Annotated in this window: 14 protein-coding genes and 2 pseudogenes; 11 read left to right on the plus strand and 5 right to left on the minus strand. The window is 65.3% G+C overall.

From position 1 onward, the window contains the following. Nucleotides 1-209: 209 nt before the first annotated feature. The gene (locus PFLCHA0_RS11095; RefSeq protein WP_015634957.1) at nucleotides 210-2078 is read right to left on the minus strand and encodes a sigma-54-dependent Fis family transcriptional regulator; all 1869 of its coding nucleotides are present in this window, start codon (nucleotides 2076-2078) and stop codon (nucleotides 210-212) included. Between the two features lie 355 nt (nucleotides 2079-2433). Here PFLCHA0_RS11095 and PFLCHA0_RS11100 point away from each other — a divergent pair. From PFLCHA0_RS11100 to PFLCHA0_RS11125, 6 genes and pseudogenes are all read left to right on the plus strand, one after another. After that, nucleotides 2434-3509, plus strand: a pseudogene (locus PFLCHA0_RS11100) (ATP-NAD kinase family protein). Between the two features lie 2 nt (nucleotides 3510-3511). After that, nucleotides 3512-4489 carry a thiamine pyrophosphate-dependent dehydrogenase E1 component subunit alpha gene (locus PFLCHA0_RS11105; protein WP_019094732.1) on the plus strand — a complete coding sequence of 326 codons (978 nt, stop codon included), beginning with the start codon at nucleotides 3512-3514 and terminating at the stop codon, nucleotides 4487-4489. Between the two features lie 30 nt (nucleotides 4490-4519). Then, complete coding sequence (locus PFLCHA0_RS11110) at nucleotides 4520-5533, plus strand: alpha-ketoacid dehydrogenase subunit beta (RefSeq protein ID WP_011060471.1); 1014 nt, start codon at nucleotides 4520-4522, stop codon at nucleotides 5531-5533. Beyond that, nucleotides 5533-6645 carry an acetoin dehydrogenase dihydrolipoyllysine-residue acetyltransferase subunit gene (locus PFLCHA0_RS11115; RefSeq protein ID WP_015634961.1) on the plus strand — a complete coding sequence of 371 codons (1113 nt, stop codon included), beginning with the start codon at nucleotides 5533-5535 and terminating at the stop codon, nucleotides 6643-6645. The genes PFLCHA0_RS11110 and PFLCHA0_RS11115 overlap by 1 nt, the downstream gene beginning before the upstream one ends. Nucleotides 6646-6733: 88 nt before the next feature. Continuing rightward, complete coding sequence (locus PFLCHA0_RS11120) at nucleotides 6734-7807, plus strand: 2,3-butanediol dehydrogenase (protein ID WP_230493602.1); 1074 nt, start codon at nucleotides 6734-6736, stop codon at nucleotides 7805-7807. A 142-nt stretch (nucleotides 7808-7949) separates the two neighbouring features. Then, nucleotides 7950-8675: a hypothetical protein gene (locus tag PFLCHA0_RS11125; protein WP_015634963.1), complete on the plus strand. Its 726-nt coding sequence runs from the start codon at nucleotides 7950-7952 to the stop codon at nucleotides 8673-8675. A 114-nt stretch (nucleotides 8676-8789) separates the two neighbouring features. Here the strand turns inward: PFLCHA0_RS11125 and PFLCHA0_RS11130 are convergent, their stop codons facing one another. Further along, nucleotides 8790-10076: an MFS transporter gene (locus PFLCHA0_RS11130; RefSeq protein WP_015634964.1), complete on the minus strand. Its 1287-nt coding sequence runs from the start codon at nucleotides 10074-10076 to the stop codon at nucleotides 8790-8792. 74 nt (nucleotides 10077-10150) lie between these two features. Further along, complete coding sequence (locus PFLCHA0_RS11135) at nucleotides 10151-11530, minus strand: M20 family metallopeptidase (protein WP_015634965.1); 1380 nt, start codon at nucleotides 11528-11530, stop codon at nucleotides 10151-10153. 116 nt (nucleotides 11531-11646) lie between these two features. On the opposite strand from PFLCHA0_RS11135, the gene PFLCHA0_RS11140 reads away from it, so the two are divergent. Both PFLCHA0_RS11140 and PFLCHA0_RS32505 read left to right on the plus strand, forming a co-directional pair. Next, on the plus strand, nucleotides 11647-12531 hold the full coding sequence (locus PFLCHA0_RS11140) for a LysR family transcriptional regulator (RefSeq protein WP_011060477.1): 885 nt from the start codon (nucleotides 11647-11649) through the stop codon (nucleotides 12529-12531). Nucleotides 12532-12540: 9 nt separating this feature from the next. Beyond that, the gene (locus tag PFLCHA0_RS32505) at nucleotides 12541-12645 is read left to right on the plus strand and encodes an Imm32 family immunity protein (protein WP_436248352.1); all 105 of its coding nucleotides are present in this window, start codon (nucleotides 12541-12543) and stop codon (nucleotides 12643-12645) included. Between the two features lie 100 nt (nucleotides 12646-12745). On the opposite strand, the gene PFLCHA0_RS11145 is transcribed toward PFLCHA0_RS32505, so the two are convergent. Continuing rightward, on the minus strand, nucleotides 12746-13102 hold the full coding sequence (locus tag PFLCHA0_RS11145; RefSeq protein WP_015634966.1) for a DUF6572 domain-containing protein: 357 nt from the start codon (nucleotides 13100-13102) through the stop codon (nucleotides 12746-12748). A 267-nt stretch (nucleotides 13103-13369) separates the two neighbouring features. Between PFLCHA0_RS11145 and PFLCHA0_RS11150 the strand changes: the two genes are divergently transcribed. Next, nucleotides 13370-13801 (plus strand): hypothetical protein, encoded by a 432-nt coding sequence (locus PFLCHA0_RS11150; RefSeq protein ID WP_041752106.1) that lies wholly within the window; start codon nucleotides 13370-13372, stop codon nucleotides 13799-13801. Between the two features lie 220 nt (nucleotides 13802-14021). Here the strand turns inward: PFLCHA0_RS11150 and PFLCHA0_RS11155 are convergent, their stop codons facing one another. Further along, entirely contained in the window at nucleotides 14022-14378 is a 357-nt protein-coding gene (locus PFLCHA0_RS11155; protein ID WP_015634967.1) for a DUF6572 domain-containing protein, read from the minus strand. Nucleotides 14379-14911: 533 nt separating this feature from the next. Between PFLCHA0_RS11155 and PFLCHA0_RS32285 the strand changes: the two are divergent. Further along, a pseudogene (locus tag PFLCHA0_RS32285) lies at nucleotides 14912-15667 on the plus strand (MCP four helix bundle domain-containing protein); the annotation flags it as partial. 66 nt (nucleotides 15668-15733) lie between these two features. Continuing rightward, nucleotides 15734-16522, plus strand: coding sequence for a methyl-accepting chemotaxis protein (locus tag PFLCHA0_RS32290; protein ID WP_370059486.1), 789 nt, complete (start codon nucleotides 15734-15736; stop codon nucleotides 16520-16522). The last annotated feature ends 17 nt before the right edge of the window (nucleotides 16523-16539 follow it).

Genomic DNA, 16539 nt, shown 5'->3' on the forward strand with positions numbered 1-16539 from the left:
TCCCTTGTAGGAGCTGGCTTGCCAGCGAAGGCGCCCGCAAGATCACCGCCTGATCCCAGGGCCCATTCGCCGGCAAGCCGGCTCCTACGGATTTCGTCCCGTCACGCAGTCCGTTGTAGGAGCTGGCTTGCCAGCGAAGGCGCCCGCAAGATCACCGCCCCATCCAAGGGCCTGCTCGCCGGCAAGCCGGCGCCTACGGTCGGTGTGGGTTAGGCCGGGCTGCGGCCGGGCATCTGGATGCCGTGCTGCTGCACGCGGCGGTACAGGGTGGCGCGGGAAATGCCCAGGGCCTTGGCTGCCGCCACGGGTTTCCAGCGGTGGCGCACCAGGGCGTCCAGCAGGGCCTGGCGCTCGGGGCTGGTGGCGGTTTCCAGGGCGGGCAGGGCGCCTTCGGCCTCGGCGCCGCGCAGTTGTTCGGGCAAGTCATGCAGTTGGATCAGCGGCCCTTCGCACACCGCGCAGGCATAGCGCAGCACATGGCGCAATTGCCGCACGTTGCCCGGCCAGCGGTAGCCCAGCAGGCATTCCAGCGCCGCATTGCCCAGTTGCACCGGCGCACCGCAGCGCTTGGATTCCTCTTCGACAATCCGGGTGATCAGCGCCAGCCGGTCGCTGCGCTCGCGCAGCGGCGGCAACTGAAAACGCGCGCCGCCGAGGCGAAAATACAGGTCCTCGCGAAAGCCGCCTTCAGCCACCAGCGCTTCCAGGTCGCGGTGGGTGGCGCAGATCACCTGAATATCCACTGACTGGCGCCGTGAGGCCCCCAGTGGTGCCACTTCACCCTCGGCCAGCACCCGCAGCAAGCGGGTCTGCAAGGCCAGGGGCATGTCGCCAATCTCATCGAGGAACAGGGTGCCGCCATCGGCCTGTTGCAGCAGCCCCTGCATGCCTTTGTTCGAGGCCCCGGTAAAGGCCCCGGCGACGTAACCGAACAGCTCGCTCTCGATCAGGCTTTCCGGGATCGCCGCGCAGTTCACCGCGACAAAGGGCCGGTCCCGACGCTGGCTGGCCTGGTGCAGCTGGCGGGCGAAGACTTCCTTGCCGGAACCGGTCTCGCCCTGGATCAGCACCGGCAGGTGGCGGTCCTTGACCCGCACCGCCAGGCGCAGGCTCTGTTCCACCCGCGGGTCCAGCGGTTCTCCGGCCAGGCTCAGGCGCGGGCGCTGTGCCGGGCGCCTTGGCGCTTGCAGGCGGCCGTGGAGGTTATCGGAAAGGGGGCACAGGGCTTCGTCGCGGGCGCGCTGCAACAGCTGCGGGTCGAACACCTGGGCGATGTGCTGCGGCAAGCGGCCATAGCGGCGCAGCAGGTAATGGCGCGCCGCCGGGTTGAGCGCGCGCAGGCAACCGTCGTCGTCCCAGGCCAGCAGGTAATCCGGCTGGCTGTCGACATAGCCGGGGCTGGCATGGGCCCGCAGCACCCAGTAGCCCTGGGCGCTGTTCATGAAGAATGCCTGTTCGATCTCCCGCGCGCTCTGCACCACCATCTGCCGGATCAGGTGCTGGGAACGGCGGTCGTCCGGGGAACGCACCGCCGACACATCCAGCACCCCCAGCAACTCGCCCTGGGGGTCGAACACCGGGGCGGCGGAACAGGTCAGGCCGATGAACGCGGCGCGAAAATGGTCGCGCTTGTGCACGGTGATCGGCGTGCGCGCGGTGAGCACCGCCGCCACGCCGCAGGTGCCTTCTTCACCCTCCGACCAGCAGGTGCCCAGGTACAGCCCGGCCTTGCGGCAGTCGTTGCGCAGGGTGGATTCCACCCGGTAGTCGATGGTCTGGCCCTGGGCGTCGGTGAGCAGCACGCAGTAGTCGGCGTCGCGCACCCGGCCATGCAGGCGGGCCACTTCTTCGCTGGCGATGCGCAGGAACAGCTCGGAACGCTCGCGGCATTCCTTGAGCACGTTTTCGGACAGGATGCGCGGCCCCTGCAGCGAGCCGGGGTCCAGTTGGTGCTGCTCCATGGAGCGGCGCCAGGAATCGAGGATCAGGCTCGGCACCGGCGCCTGGGGCAGGTGATCGGCGTTTTTCAGGACCCGGCTGACGCAGTCCACATGGGCTTTTGAATGTGCGGAAAGCATGAAGGCCTCCGGTTGCAGCTTCTTATCGTTGTGGGCGCATTAAGCGCCGATCCGCGGCTCCCGACAAGCACCGGGCGCCGCCGTGGGGGCGCTGAGACGCAACGTCTCAGGGTCTCGCCAAGGCCCCGTGCAGCCTGACATGCAACGTCTCAGGCGCAGGGCTTCCCGACACCTGCAGGCGAGTGCAACAGCCGCTCTGCCACGGGCCTTTGCAGCGGTTTTTCCATAACTGGCACCGGCCTTGCTCTGGCTCTTGGCAACCAGTTCTCGGCAACCCGCGCCGACTGGCCCATCGAAGAATAAGAACGAGGTGCCCGATGTTTTCTCCTGCCTGTGCTCCGCCCGCGGTGAGCCCATGAACCGCCGCCCCCTCACCGTCGGCATCATCGCCAACCCGGCTTCGGGCCGTGATGTGCGCCGCCTCACCGCCAACGCCGGCCTGTTCTCCAGCACCGACAAGGTCTCGGTGATCCAGCGCCTGCTGGCGGCCTTCGGCGCCACCGGCATCGAGCAGGTGCTGATGCCCACCGACATGACCGGCATCGCCGCCGCGGTGCAGAAGAACAGCCGCAGCCGCCAGGCCCGGGAGCAGCACTGGCCGGCCCTGGAGTTCCTCGACCTGACCCTGCGCCAGAGCGTCGAGGACACCCGCCAGGCAGCGCGCTGGATGGCCGAGCGCGGGGTGTCGCTGATCGCCGTGCTCGGTGGCGACGGCACCCACAAGGCGGTGGCTGCTGAGGTCGGCGATATTCCGCTGCTGACCCTGTCCACCGGCACCAACAACGCCTTTCCGGAACTGCGCGAAGCCACCAGCGCCGGGCTGGCCGGCGGGCTCTACGCCAGCGGCCGGGTGCCCGCCGAGATCGCCCTGCGGCGCAACAAGCGCCTGCTGGTGCGCGAACCGTCCCGGGGCCTGTGCGAAGTGGCCCTGGTGGATGTGGCGGTGTCGCCCCTGGCCTTTGTCGGCGCCCGGGCCATCAGCCGCGCCAGCGATCTGGCCGAGGTCTTCGTGACCTTCGCCGAACCGCAGTCCATCGGCATTTCCGCGCTCTGCGGGCTGTGGCTGCCGGTCACCCGCCAGGAACCCCACGGCGCCTGGATGCGCCTGGACCCGCAATCCCCCGAGGCGCTGCTGGTGCCCCTGGCCCCCGGCCTGCTGCAGGGCTGCGGGGTGCTGGAGGCCGGCTACCTGCAACCCGATGTGCCCCAGCCCCTGTGCCTGAACGCCGGCACTCTGGCCCTGGATGGCGAGCGCGAGATCGAGTTCAACCCCCACGACCGGCCCACGGTCACCCTGGATGCCGGCGGCCCGCTGAGCATTGACGTCAACGCGGTCCTGGAACACGCGGCGCGCCAGCGCCTGCTGGCCATCGACCGCCATCACCGGCAACACCCCGTGAACCTTCAGTCCGAAGACACCCTGGAGAATAAAAATGTCGACACCCCTGACCACTGACCAGTTGCTCCACGCCTACCGGGTGATGCGCACCATCCGCGCATTCGAAGAACGCCTGCACGTGGAATTCGCCACCGGCGAGATCCCCGGTTTCGTCCACCTCTATGCCGGGGAAGAAGCCTCGGCCGCCGGAGTCATGGCCCACCTGCGGGACGACGACTGCATCGCCTCCAACCACCGTGGCCACGGCCATTGCATCGCCAAGGGCGTGGACGTCTACGGGATGATGGCGGAGATCTACGGCAAGAAGACCGGGGTCTGCCAGGGCAAGGGCGGCTCCATGCACATCGCCGATTTCGAGAAGGGCATGCTCGGCGCCAACGGCATCGTCGGTGCCGGTGCGCCGCTGGTGGTGGGCGCGGCCCTGGCCGCCCGGCTGCAAGGCACCGACGGTGTGTCGGTGGTGTTCTTCGGCGACGGCGGCTCCAACGAAGGCGCGGTGTTCGAAGCCATGAACATGGCCTCGGTGTGGAACCTGCCGTGCCTGTTCATCGCCGAGAACAACGGCTACGCCGAAGCCACGGCCTCCAACTGGTCGGTGGCCTGCGACCACATCGCCGACCGCGCCGCCGGTTTCGGCATGCCCGGGGTGACGGTGGACGGTTTTGATTTCTTCGCCGTGCACGAAGCTGCCGGCGCCGCCGTGGAGCGGGCCCGGGCCGGGGAGGGGCCGTCGCTGATTGAGGTCAAGCTGACCCGCTACTACGGCCACTTCGAGGGCGACGCCCAGACCTACCGCGCGCCGGATGAGGTCAAGCATTACCGCGAGCACAACGACTGCCTGATGCAGTTCCGCGAGCGCACCACCCGTTCGGGCCTGGTGCAGGCCAGCCAGTTGGACCAGATCGATGCCGACGTGGAAGCGCTGATCGAAGACGCGGTGCGCAAGGCCAAGACCGACCCCAAGCCGAGCCCCGCCGACCTGCTCAGCGACGTGTACGTCGCCTACCCCTAACGCCCCATAGAACAACAAGAGACCACCATCATGGCGAGAAAAATCAGTTACCAGCAGGCCATCAACGAAGCCCTGGCCCAGGAAATGCGGCGCGACCCCAGCGTGTTCATCATGGGCGAAGACGTGGCGGGCGGCGCCGGCGCCCCCGGCGACAACGACGCCTGGGGCGGCGTGCTCGGGGTGACCAAGGGCCTCTACCATCAATTCCCCGGGCGGGTGCTGGACACCCCGCTATCGGAGATCGGCTACGTCGGCGCCGCGGTCGGCGCCGCCACCCGTGGCGTGCGCCCGGTGTGCGAGCTGATGTTCGTCGACTTCGCCGGCTGCTGCCTGGACCAGATCCTCAATCAGGCGGCGAAGTTTCGCTACATGTTCGGCGGCAAGGCCCAGACCCCGCTGGTGATCCGCACCATGGTCGGCGCCGGCCTGCGCGCCGCGGCCCAGCACTCGCAAATGCTCACCTCGCTGTGGACCCACATCCCCGGGCTGAAAGTGGTCTGCCCCTCGTCGCCCTACGACGCCAAGGGCCTGCTGATCCAGGCCATCCGCGACAACGACCCGGTGATCTTCTGCGAGCACAAGCTGCTCTACAGCCTGCAGGGCGAAGTGCCGGAGGAGTCCTACGCGATTCCCTTCGGCGAGGCCAACTTCCTGCGCGACGGCAAGGACGTGACCCTGGTGTCCTACGGGCGCACGGTGAACACCGCCCTGGACGCGGCCCGCAGCTTGGCCGGGCGCGGTATCGACTGCGAGGTGATCGACCTGCGCACCACCAGCCCGCTGGATGAAGACAGCATCCTCGAAAGCGTGGAGAAGACCGGGCGCCTGGTGGTGATCGACGAAGCCAACCCGCGCTGCTCCATGGCCACCGACATTTCGGCGCTGGTGGCGCAGAAAGCCTTCGCCTCCCTCAAGGCGCCGATTGAAATGGTCACCGCGCCCCACACCCCAGTGCCGTTCTCCGACGCCCTGGAAGACCTGTACATCCCCGACGCGGCGAAGATCGAGAAAGCCGTGCTCACTGTGATCGAGTGGAGCCGCTGATGAGCCAGATCCATACCCTGACCATGCCCAAGTGGGGCCTGTCGATGACCGAGGGCCGGGTCGATGCCTGGCTCAAGGAAGAAGGCCAGAGCATCAGCAAGGGCGATGAAGTGCTGGACGTGGAGACCGACAAGATATCCAGCAGCGTCGAGGCGCCGTTCTCCGGCATCTTGCGCCGGCAGATCGCCCGCCAGGACGAGACCCTGGCGGTGGGCGCGCTGCTGGGCATCGTGGTCGAAGGCGAGGCCAGTGACGCCGAGATCGACGCGGTGATCGAGCAGTTCCAGGCCAGCTTCGTGCCCGGCGACAGCGCCGATGAAGACAGCGGCCCGGCGCCGCAGAAGGTCGAACTGGGCGGCCGCCTGATCCGTTATTTCGAGCGCGGTGAAGGCGGTACGCCGCTGTTGCTGGTGCACGGCTTTGGCGGCGACCTCAACAACTGGCTGTTCAACCACGAAGCCCTGGCTGCCGGGCGCCGGGTGATTGCCCTCGACCTGCCGGGCCATGGTGAGTCGGCCAAGGCCCTGCAACGGGGCGACCTGGACGAGTTGAGCCAGGTGCTGCTGGCGCTGCTGGATCACCTGGAGATTCCCGTGGTCCATCTGGTGGGCCACTCCATGGGCGGCGCGGTGTCCCTCAACACCGCGCGGCTGGCGCCGGACCGCGTGCGCACCCTGACCCTGATCGGCAGCGCCGGGCTGGGCCGCGAGATCAACGGCGACTACCTGCAAGGCTTTGTCGAGGCCAGCAACCGCAATGCGCTCAAGCCGCAGTTGGTGCAGCTGTTCTCCAACGCCGAGCTGGTGAACCGGCAGATGCTCGACGACATGCTCAAGTACAAGCGCTTGGAAGGGGTGCAGGCGGCCCTCGGGCAGCTTGCGCAACAGCTGTTCGCCGACGGCCGCCAGCAGGCCGACCTGCGCCCGGTGGTGCAGGACGGCCCGCAGCCGGTGCTGGTGATCTGGGGCAGCGACGACCGGATCATTCCGGTGAGCCACAGCGCCGATCTCAAGGCGCAGATCGAGGTGCTGCCGGGGCAGGGGCACATGCTGCAGATGGAAGCGGCGGAGCAGGTCAACCGCCTGATCCTCGACTTTATCCAGCAGCACTGAGGTGTTCTGCGGCGGCCAGGGGGCCGTCGCAGCTCTACAAGAATAAGGAGAAGCCAAGATGAGTGTTTCCCTCAAGCCTGTTCCCAGCATGCGTGCCGCGGTCTGGCACGGCCGCCACGATATCCGCGTCGAAGACGTACCGCTGCCCGAGGCGCCGCCTGCCGGCTGGGTGCAGATCCGCGTCGATTGGTGCGGCATCTGCGGCTCCGACCTGCACGAATACGTGGCCGGGCCGGTGTTCATTCCGGTGGACGCACCGCACCCGCTGACCGGGATCAAGGGCCAGTGCATCCTCGGCCACGAGTTCTGCGGCGAAATCGTCGCCCTGGGCGAAGGGGTCCAGGGTTTCAGCCTCGGCCAGCCGGTGGCAGCCGACGCCTGCCAGCACTGTGGCACCTGCTATTACTGCACCCACGGCCTGTACAACATCTGCGAAAACCTGGCCTTTACCGGGCTGATGAACAACGGCGCCTTCGCCGAATTGGTCAACGTGCCGGCCAACCTGCTGTACGCCTTGCCGGCCAACTTTCCCGCCGAGGCCGGAGCGCTGATCGAGCCGCTGGCGGTGGGCATGCACGCGGTGAAAAAAGCCGGCAGTTTGTTGGGGCAGAACGTGGTGGTGGTCGGCGCCGGCACCATCGGCCTGTGCACCATCATGTGCGCCAAAGCCGCCGGCGCGGCCCAGGTGATCGCCCTGGAAATGTCCGGCGCGCGCAAGGCCAAGGCCCTGGAGGTGGGCGCGACCCACGTGCTCGACCCCAAGGAGTGCGATGCCCTGGCCGAGGTCAAGCGCCTGACCGGCGGGCTGGGGGCCGATGTCAGCTTTGAGTGCATCGGCAACAAGCACACCGCCAAGCTGGCCATCGACCTGATCCGCAAGGCCGGCAAGTGCGTGATGGTGGGAATATTCGAAGAGCCCAGCGAGTTCAACTTCTTCGAGCTGGTGGCCACCGAGAAAACGGTGCTGGGGGCCCTGGCCTACAACGGTGAGTTCGCCGATGTGATCGCCTTTATCGCCGATGGCCGGCTGGATATTTCGCCCCTGGTGACCGGGCGCATCCAACTGGAAGAGATCGTTGGCCAGGGCTTCGAGGAACTGGTCAACAACAAGGAACACAACGTCAAGATCATTGTTTCTCCCGGTCAGTTGCGACGCTCGTAAACGAGCGATTTGGCGATGGCCGGCCGCGGCCATCGCACTTTTTTACAGTTTTGCGTTCTATCACCAGGCCTGGCCGCGCCGATCCCCGCCGCAGCCCGTGAATTCCGACCCGGTGCCGATGGCCTACGCTCCCTCTTCTTGCATGATGCAAACCCGATTTCAGCGCCTGTTCCTGGTGGCGCTGCTGATGCTTGGCGCCACGGCCTGTACCCAGCAGCAAGGGCGCGATATCGCCAAACAGTTTCGTGAAGGCAAGCCTGACGAATTCTTCCAGACCAGCGTTGACCGTATGGCCACCATCGGCATGCGCGACAACCTGCAGAGCCTGTACCTGCTGATGGGCAAGCTCTACCTGCGCAACCCCAGCCAGTGGCGCAAGTCGGGGTTCCCCGATGGCACCACGGCCCAGCGCGAGATCCGCAATGCCATCGAAAAGCGCCAGCCGCTGCCGGCCCTGGGGGATCGTCGCGACCTGGCGGCCCTGAGCTATTCCCTGAGCCCGGAGTTCCAGGGCGATCGGGTGGGGGCCTTCATCTATGCCATTGGCAGCATGCTGGTGACCGCCCATGGCGGGCGCACCGAGTTCTACATGACCGATACCATCGACCCGCAGTTCATCAGCAACGCCGCGCGCAATATCGAGAAGGCCACCTGGCTGCTGAGCCAGCGCCAGGATGCCAATGGGGTGCTGTTGCTGTTCTCCAACGAGATTTCCGAGGAGGGCAGCAACCTGAGTTTTGCCGTGGAGTTCGGCAAGATCGTCGCGCGCCTGGATTTGCTCACGCAGATTCTCGATGAGCGCTACCGGCGGGTGGGGTTCAATTACGCGCAGAGCCTGCTGCTGATGAATTTCTTGCCGGTGCAGTAGGAGCTGGCTTGCCAGCGAAGGCGCCCGTCCAGGCGCTACATGTCTCGCGGGCCTCTTCGCCGGCAAGCCGGCCCCTACGCGGCGCTTTTGCCCCGCGCAAAAAACGGTCGCATTTCAGGTCATGCCGAGTTTCTTACGCGCCATCAACAGGGCTACGACGCTCAACGCTGCCGCCAGCATCAGGTAGAAACTCGGTGCCAGCTGTGAGCCGGTCAGGGCAATTAATCCGGTAGCGATCACCGGTGCAAAACCGCCGAAGATCGTGACCCCCAGGTTGTAGCTCAGGGACATGCCGGTGACCCGGGTGCGCACCGGGAAGATGTCCGCCATCAGCGACGGCAGCGGGGCGAAGTACACCGCCTTGATCAGGGCCATCAGTGCTACCACCAGCAGCAGGGAGCTGGCGCTGGGGCGGCTGTTGAGCCAGAAGAACGCCGGCAGGATCGCCACGGCATAGACCACCGCCGCTGCCAGCATGATTTTCAGGCGACCGATATGGCCGGACAGGTAGCCGACGATGGGCGTGATGATGGTCAGGATCAGGCCGCCGGTAAGGGTCGCCAAAAAGCCCGAGGACTGGGCGATGTTCAGGCTGGTGGCGGCGTAGGACGGCATGTACTGGATCATGTAGTTCGAGGCGGTCGACACCACCAGGGTGCCCATGGCGATCAGCAGCAGGGTCTTCTGGGTCACCAGCACTTCGCGCAAAGGGCGTTCCCCCGGTTCGCTGGCCTTGAAGTCCGGCGACTCGTCCACCGTACGGCGGATGTACAGGCCCACCGGGCCCAGCAGCAGGCCGAAGAAGAACGGCACGCGCCAGCCCCAGTCGAGCATTTGCTGGGCATCGAGGTGCTTGGTCAGGAAGTAGCCGAAGGTCGAGGCGATGACCACGCCAAAGCCCTGGCTGGCGAATTGCAGGCTGGCGACAAAGTGCCGGGTGCGCGGCGGCGCGTGTTCCAGCATGAAGGCGGTCGAGGTGCCGAACTCGCCACCGGCAGAGAAGCCTTGCAGCAGCCGGGCCAGGAGGATGCCGATCGGCGCGGCGAGGCCCAGGGTGGCGTAGCTGGGCATGATGGCGATCAGCAGGGTGCCCGTCAGCATGATCAGGATCGACAGGGTCAGGGCCTTCTTGCGGCCCTTGCGGTCGGCGTAGGAGCCCAGTACCGCCGCGCCCAGGGGGCGGATCAGGAACGAGATGCCGAAGGTGGCGAAGGCCAGCAGCAGGGAGAAGGTCGGGTCCGCGGTGGGAAAGAACACCTGGCTGATGGTCAGGGCGAAGTAGGCGTAGATCGACAGGTCGAACCACTCCAGGGTGTTGCCGATCAGGGCGGCGCCTATGGGTTTCCACAGGGCCTTGGGTTCGACCCGGGTCGCGGTCGAGGTGGTGGCTAACGCTGTCATACAGGACGCTCCTGCTTATTGTTGGATTTTGAGCGACAGGTGCCCGGCCAGGGCCGGGCCGGGTAAGCGATGCCTCAGGTCCGGGGCAGGTCCCCCAGGTCCCAGAACAGGGCCGTCATGATCTCCAGGCCTTCACGAATCACCGGCAGCAGCAGGTGTTCGTCCGGGGCGTGCTGCGAGCAGCCGGGGTAGGAGTGGGGAATCCACAGGGTCGGCAGCCCCAGCACTTCGGCGAAGATGTCGTTGGGCAGGGTGCCCGCCAGGTTCGGCAACAGCGCCAGGCGCTGCGCACTGCTACCTGCAATCGAGGTCTTGGCGAACCTGACCCAGGGGTTGTCCGGGTCCAGGCGGGTGGCCGGGGAGCAGCGCTCCATGACGATCTCCACCTGGCTGAAACCTTCGCGGTCCAGGTGCGCCCGCAGCAGGCTTTCCAGCTGCTGCCAGGGCGTGCCGAGGACAAAGCGCAATTGGCAGAAGGCCACGGCCCGGGGCGGAATCGCGTTCACCGGCTTTTGCGGGTTGCCGGTGCTGAAGGCGAGGATTTCCAGGGTGTTCCAGGCGAACAGGCGCTCGCCCAGGGTCAGCCCCGGTTCGCCCCAGTGTTCGTCCAGGGGGCGGCCCAGGGACTCGCGCTGGATCTCCAGGTCGGCGATGGCGGCGCGCACGTTGTCGGGAATGTTCGCCGGTAGCAGTTCGCGGCAGCGGATGCGGCCGTTCTGGTCCACCAGGCTGGCCAGGGCGTTGGCCAGTACCACGCCGGGGTTGCTCATCACCCCGCCCCAGTTGCCCGAGTGCAGGCCCTTGTCCCGGGTGTTGACCTCCAGGCGGAACTGCGCCGAGCCGCGGGAGCCGAGGAACAGCGTCGGTCGGGCCTGATTCAGCCGTGGGCCGTCGGAGGCGATGAACACATCGGCCCGCAACAGTTCGCGCTGCTCCTGGCACAGCTGGCGCAGCCCCGGGGAACCGGCTTCCTCACCCATCTCGAACAGCAGCTTGAGGTTGAAGCCCAGGCGCCCGTCGCGGGCCTTTAGCACTTGCTCCAGGGCGGTCAGGTTGATGCTGTGCTGGCCCTTGTTGTCGGCGGTGCCACGGCCGTACCAGCGTTCGCCCTCCAGGGTCAGTTGCCAGGGATTCAGGCCCGCGCGCCACTGTTCGGCGTAACCCGGCACCACGTCGCCGTGGCCGTAGCTGAGCACTGTGTGCAGGGCTGGGTCTTCCAGGCGCGTTGCAATCAGGAACGGCCCACCGGCCTCGGGGTTGGCCAGCATGTGGCAGTCGAAGCCCAGGCGCTGCAGCAGCGGCTGGATTTCCTCCAGCAGGTAGCGCGGCAACTCGCTGGCGTGGGCCGGGTCCTGGCTGTCACTGCGAAACGCCACCCGGCGTCGCAGGTCCTGTTCAAAGTGGCCGTCGTCCAGGTACTGGCGAACGCCGGCGAGGGCAGCTTGCTTGGTCATTGCAACTCCGGTCGGGCAAGGGAACGGGCCCATGGTGGAGTTGGCAAAGGCATCTGTATATTGCTGTTTTTTGAAGGCATGATTCTAAAAATTGGATGCCTGGCAAGGGGATGCAGATGGACTATCGGTATTTTCTGGCGGTGATCGATGCGGGCTCCCTGGCCGCGGCGGGGGAGCGTTTGCACATCGCCCCCAGCGCGGTGAGCCGGCAGATCGCCCTGCTGGAAGAGAGCGTTGGCGTGGCGCTGTTCGAGCGGCGCCCGCGGGGCATGCAACTCACCGCCGCTGGCGAAGCCCTGGCCGAACACGCCCGGCGCACCTGGCTGGAACAGGAGAACATCCTCGCCGAACTGCGGGGCGAGGGTTACCCGGGGGCCAAGGTAATCCGCCTGGTATCCACCGAGGGCCTGTCGCGGTATTTCCTGCCCCGGGTGCTGCTGGAGCATTACCGCCTGCGGCCCGGAGCCGAGTACCGCCTGGACGTGATCTCGCCCCACGAGTGCGTGCAGCGCATTCGCCGGGGCGAGGCGGACGTGGGGCTGACCTTCAGCACCGAGCCGGTGGAGGGGGTCAACGTGTGCTACTCGATCCGCTCGCCGATTCGCGCCCTGATGCGCGCCGGGCATCCGCTGGCCAGCGCCGGGGTGCTGTCACTGGAGCAGGTGCAGGCGTTTCCCGTGGCCTTGACGCCCAAGGGCACCACCCAGCGGCAACTGCTGGACCTGGTGTGCCAGATGGACGGCCTGAGCTTCGATCAGGTGATGACCTGCAACTTCTCCGGGGCCCTGCATGAGTTTGTGCGCCAGTCCGACACGGTGGCCTTTGCCAGTGCCATCAGCGGCGAAGGGCAGGGGATGGATGGGCTGGTATCGGTGCCCCTGTCCAACCCGCGCTTGGGCGATCGGGACATTCAGGTGCTGACCATGCCCAAGCGGGTGTTGCCGGAAAGCCTGGCGTTCTTTATCGACACCTTGATTGCGCGGTTGCAGAAAGAGGGCTGAGGGAGGCTGCTGACCGTTCTCGCCGAGCCGGACACACTCAGGGCGCTGGGTGAGTTCCTGATCAAGGCTTCAGCCGACATGGCGGCCAATGGCCTGGAGCATGTGCACCTGTAAGACGTGATCGAGCACTTCTCGCACCAGCAGCATGTGGATGTGATTGCCCTCAACCGGGCTGTGATCAAGCCTGCCTGAGGCAGCGCCGTGCCCGGCCCGGCTACATGTTGCGAATCCTCTCGTCGGCCCTGAGCTCGAACTCAAAGCCAATGCCCACGTCATTCAGGGTTTCGGTGACCCGGGCCATGAAGTACTCGGCCTGCGCGGGCAATTCATACAAGCCAATGACCCGGATGATCGGGTACTTGCCATAGGCGCCGGGGATCTCGGTGTAGATCTCGCCACTTTCGATGAAGGCGATGTAGCTGTTGATTTTCTCTTGCAGCACGAGCAAGTGCTCGCCTTGTTCCGCCTTGTCGCCCCATTCGAGGTGGTCGGTCATCACCAGTAGGAGGTCGTTGGGAGCCTCCTTGGAGATCCCCCAGAAATCGATGACTTTGGGATTGGTGACGGACATGGCTGATCCTTCAGGCGGCGGGGGCGGGGATTGTATTACGTGCCCCGGGGTTAGTGGCGGTGCTGTTGCGCGTGCGGCATGGATGGGCATGCAGCGCACGATGCAGGAACTGTTCTAGTGACCGGGCCGGGCCCTGAAGGCGAGAACCGCCCCGGCGATTTTCCAACAACCGTTGCGTAATGGATATTTGGCCATAGGATGTGCGCGTTCCCGATGATGATCGGGCCCCCATCGTCGTGATCCTTTACTCAGTTTCAAGGTTGCTGCATGAATCCGGATGACTTCAAGAAATTCAATATCGGCTCAATTGTTCGGGCCACTCAAAGCTCTGCTGCGCTCAAACACCAGCTCGGATTCCTGATCAAGGTTCTGGAGGAACTGGATATCCAGTTCTCCGACTGCGAGCAGGATCCTCTGCGCCTGGCGAAAGCCTATGTTGCCGGGGAAATTCCTGCTGAACGCTGCAAGGCGCAGGCTGCACTCTGGTGGGCAAAAATCGATGAGCAAGGGGCAATACGAGGGTTCAAGGATCGGGAGGTATTGAAGGCACGACTGGCCATTTGTCTGCTGTCGAATGATGAGGACGATATTTCCGTGTTGGGAGATAACCTCTCGTGGTTTCTTGAGGTGTTGGGTTTCTTGAATGTGGAACCGATGAAGCCAATTGAAATGATGAGAGAGTATTTCGAGTTCAAATAGAAGTTCATTCGCGCCCGGCTCGCTCTCGGTGCCCTGGCCGGCAGCCTGACGACAGGCAAGACCCCATGCGTTTTGCTGGCTCCCACCGTCACGCTGGCGGGGTGCTCGACGCGTTTTCCATGAGCCGCATGTGGATTTCATTGCGCTTGATCGGGCGCTGATCCTGCCTGCACAAGGTGTTCCTGCGCGCGGCTCAATCGGCGAGCGCGCAGGGGGCGAGCTACAGGCTGGGAGCCTCTTCGTTCACTTTCAGCTCGAAATCGAAGCCGATGCTCCGTTCATGGAGGATCTCGGTAATGCGTTTGAAAAACCAATCGACTTGCTCGGGCAGTTCGTGCAAACCCAGTACCCGGATAATCAGGTGCTTGCCGCAGGCATCGGGAATTTCGCTGTAGATCTCTTCACTTTCGATGAAGGTGATGTAGGTGTTGATCTTCTCTTGCAGCAGGAGCAGGTGTTCGCTGTGTGCCGCTTCGTCACCCCATTCGAGGGGGTCGACCATGATCAGCAGCAGGCTGTCGGGCGCGGATTTGGGGATGGCCCAGATATCGATGACTTTTGGATTGGTGATGGACATTGCTGATCCTTCAGAACGTGGGGGCGGCGGCATTATAGGCCGTAGCGATGGGTTTCTTCAGTGGGCAATCGGTGGTCGCGGTTCCGGCCCGTGGGCGAGGCCAGGGTGGGCTGCCGGGGCTTGCCCCGTTCAGGCGCAACCTGATCGAGCGGCGGCGTGCTCTTTTCAACAGCGGTCTGATCGACGGTAGTGACAAAACGCCACCATCTGCTATGGCTTGTTAGGCCCCCCCTGGATAGATGCCGGGCTCCAGGTGCCATTGCCCAGAAAAATCGAGACGGCGCGGGCCGCGTTATTCGACTTAACTGATGCTCACCCGCCAAGGGGGATATGGGCGCAGGAGGACCGAGTGGGGCCTGCGTCCCGACAGGCCTGGATTGACCCGAGTGAGTATCGACGTTGCCGTGCCGGGTGGGCCGCTAACCTGGTCGTCGGGTTGTTTGCAGCTCTCTGACACTCAGTCGATAGCGTGGAATGACAGCAGGGAAGTACCGACCATTCTATTAGAGAGATAAAAAATGAACGTCAGGACAATGAATCTTGCTCCAAGGTCTGCCGCCTTTTTCTCGCTCATTGTCCTGGTGGTGTTCGCCCTGGGCATTGTCGCCGTGCTGCAAATGGGCAAGCTGCGAGATGCGGAGCAGGATGTCGAGACCAACTGGATGACCAGCATCCGCGAGATCGGCAAGATGAAGACCAGCGTCTTGCGCCTGCGTCTGGAAAGCATCCGCATCACCGTGACCACCGACGAACAGCAGCGCCAGACCCGCATCGCCTCGTTGAGCGGTTATCGATCCAACCTGCAGAACACCATCAACCAGTACGAACCCCTGATCACCGGGCCGGCGGAGCGTGAGCTGTACCAGGCTGTAGCGACCGATGTGCAGGCCTACTTCAAGCTGGTGGACGAGCTGGAGCCGCTGTTGCGCAGTGGCGACAACGCCGCGGCCATCACCCTGATCAACACCCGCATCAGCCCCATGACCAACGCCATGCAGGAGAAGATGGACAAACTCTCGGACTTCAACGACGAGGGCGCCAGGCAGGCGGGGATCACTGCCGAGTCGGTTTACAGCAGTGGCCTGACGCTGGTGCTGGTGTTGATGGGGGTGACGGTGGTGCTCACCGTGGTGTTGGCGGCGGTGCTGACCCGCAGCATCACCGCGCCCATCAGCGACGCCCTGGCCGTGGCCGAACGCATTGCCGGCAGCGACCTGTCCCGGGAGATCGGCGTCAGTGGCCGCGATGAAGCCGGCCGCCTGCTGGCCGCCCTGGCGCAGATGCAGACCAACCTGCGGGAAACCATCGCCCACATCGCCGATTCCTCCACCCAACTGGCCTCGGCCTCGGAAGAAATGACCGCAGTGACCGAAGACGCCAGCCGCGGGCTGGTGCGCCAGAACGACGAAGTCAGCCAGGCGGCCACCGCAGTGACCGAAATGAGCGCCGCGGTGGACGAGGTGGCCCGCAACGCCGAAGCCGCCGCCCAGTCGTCCCGCGAGTCCATGGAGTTCACCCGCTCCGGCATCGAGAACGTGGCCCAGACCCTCAAGGCCATCGAAGGCCTGGCCGGCAACGTGGCCAGCACTGGCGAGCAGGTCAAGGCGCTGTCCAGCCGCGCCCAGGACATCAGCAAAGTGGTGGAAGTGATTCGCGCCATTGCCGAACAGACCAACCTGCTGGCCCTCAATGCCGCCATCGAAGCCGCCCGCGCCGGCGAGCAGGGCCGCGGCTTTGCGGTGGTGGCCGATGAAGTGCGGGCCCTGGCCCACCGCACCCAGCAGTCGACCCAGGAAATCGAACAGATGATCAGCGCGATCCAGGCCGACTCGACCCACGCGGTGAGCGCCATGAACGTCAGCGCCGAGATGGCCAGCAGCTCGATCTCCGTGGCGCAGAACGCCGACCTGTCCCTCAAGCAGATCGCCCAGGCGATTACCCAGATCAACGAACGCAACCTGCTGATTGCCACCGCCTCGGAAGAACAGGCCCAGGTGGCGCGCGAGGCGGACCAGAACCTGACCAGCATTCGCGAGCTGTCGATCCAGAGTTCGGCGGGGGCCAGCCAGACGGCCAGTGCCTGCGGGGAGATGGCCAATCTGGCGATTGAGCTGAATCGGTTAGTGGCGCGGTTCAAGGTTTGAGCGCGGTTTTTTGCCCT

It is taken from the genome of Pseudomonas protegens CHA0 (assembly GCF_000397205.1).
GTDB classification, from domain to species: Bacteria; Pseudomonadota; Gammaproteobacteria; order Pseudomonadales; family Pseudomonadaceae; genus Aquipseudomonas; species Aquipseudomonas protegens.

What these genes read in the sequence shown, in the direction of transcription:
- PFLCHA0_RS11095 (WP_015634957.1), bottom strand. Translation starts at nt 2,078, where the DNA reads ATGCTTTCCGCACATTCAAAAGCCCATGTGGACTGCGTCAGCCGGGTC.
- PFLCHA0_RS11105 (WP_019094732.1), top strand. Translation starts at nt 3,512, where the DNA reads ATGTCGACACCCCTGACCACTGACCAGTTGCTCCACGCCTACCGGGTG.
- PFLCHA0_RS11110 (WP_011060471.1), top strand. Translation starts at nt 4,520, where the DNA reads ATGGCGAGAAAAATCAGTTACCAGCAGGCCATCAACGAAGCCCTGGCC.
- PFLCHA0_RS11115 (WP_015634961.1), top strand. Translation starts at nt 5,533, where the DNA reads ATGAGCCAGATCCATACCCTGACCATGCCCAAGTGGGGCCTGTCGATG.
- PFLCHA0_RS11120 (WP_230493602.1), top strand. Translation starts at nt 6,734, where the DNA reads ATGCGTGCCGCGGTCTGGCACGGCCGCCACGATATCCGCGTCGAAGAC.
- PFLCHA0_RS11125 (WP_015634963.1), top strand. Translation starts at nt 7,950, where the DNA reads ATGATGCAAACCCGATTTCAGCGCCTGTTCCTGGTGGCGCTGCTGATG.
- PFLCHA0_RS11130 (WP_015634964.1), bottom strand. Translation starts at nt 10,076, where the DNA reads ATGACAGCGTTAGCCACCACCTCGACCGCGACCCGGGTCGAACCCAAG.
- PFLCHA0_RS11135 (WP_015634965.1), bottom strand. Translation starts at nt 11,530, where the DNA reads ATGACCAAGCAAGCTGCCCTCGCCGGCGTTCGCCAGTACCTGGACGAC.
- PFLCHA0_RS11140 (WP_011060477.1), top strand. Translation starts at nt 11,647, where the DNA reads ATGGACTATCGGTATTTTCTGGCGGTGATCGATGCGGGCTCCCTGGCC.
- PFLCHA0_RS11145 (WP_015634966.1), bottom strand. Translation starts at nt 13,102, where the DNA reads ATGTCCGTCACCAATCCCAAAGTCATCGATTTCTGGGGGATCTCCAAG.
- PFLCHA0_RS11150 (WP_041752106.1), top strand. Translation starts at nt 13,370, where the DNA reads ATGAATCCGGATGACTTCAAGAAATTCAATATCGGCTCAATTGTTCGG.
- PFLCHA0_RS11155 (WP_015634967.1), bottom strand. Translation starts at nt 14,378, where the DNA reads ATGTCCATCACCAATCCAAAAGTCATCGATATCTGGGCCATCCCCAAA.
- PFLCHA0_RS32290 (WP_370059486.1), top strand. Translation starts at nt 15,734, where the DNA reads ATGACCGCAGTGACCGAAGACGCCAGCCGCGGGCTGGTGCGCCAGAAC.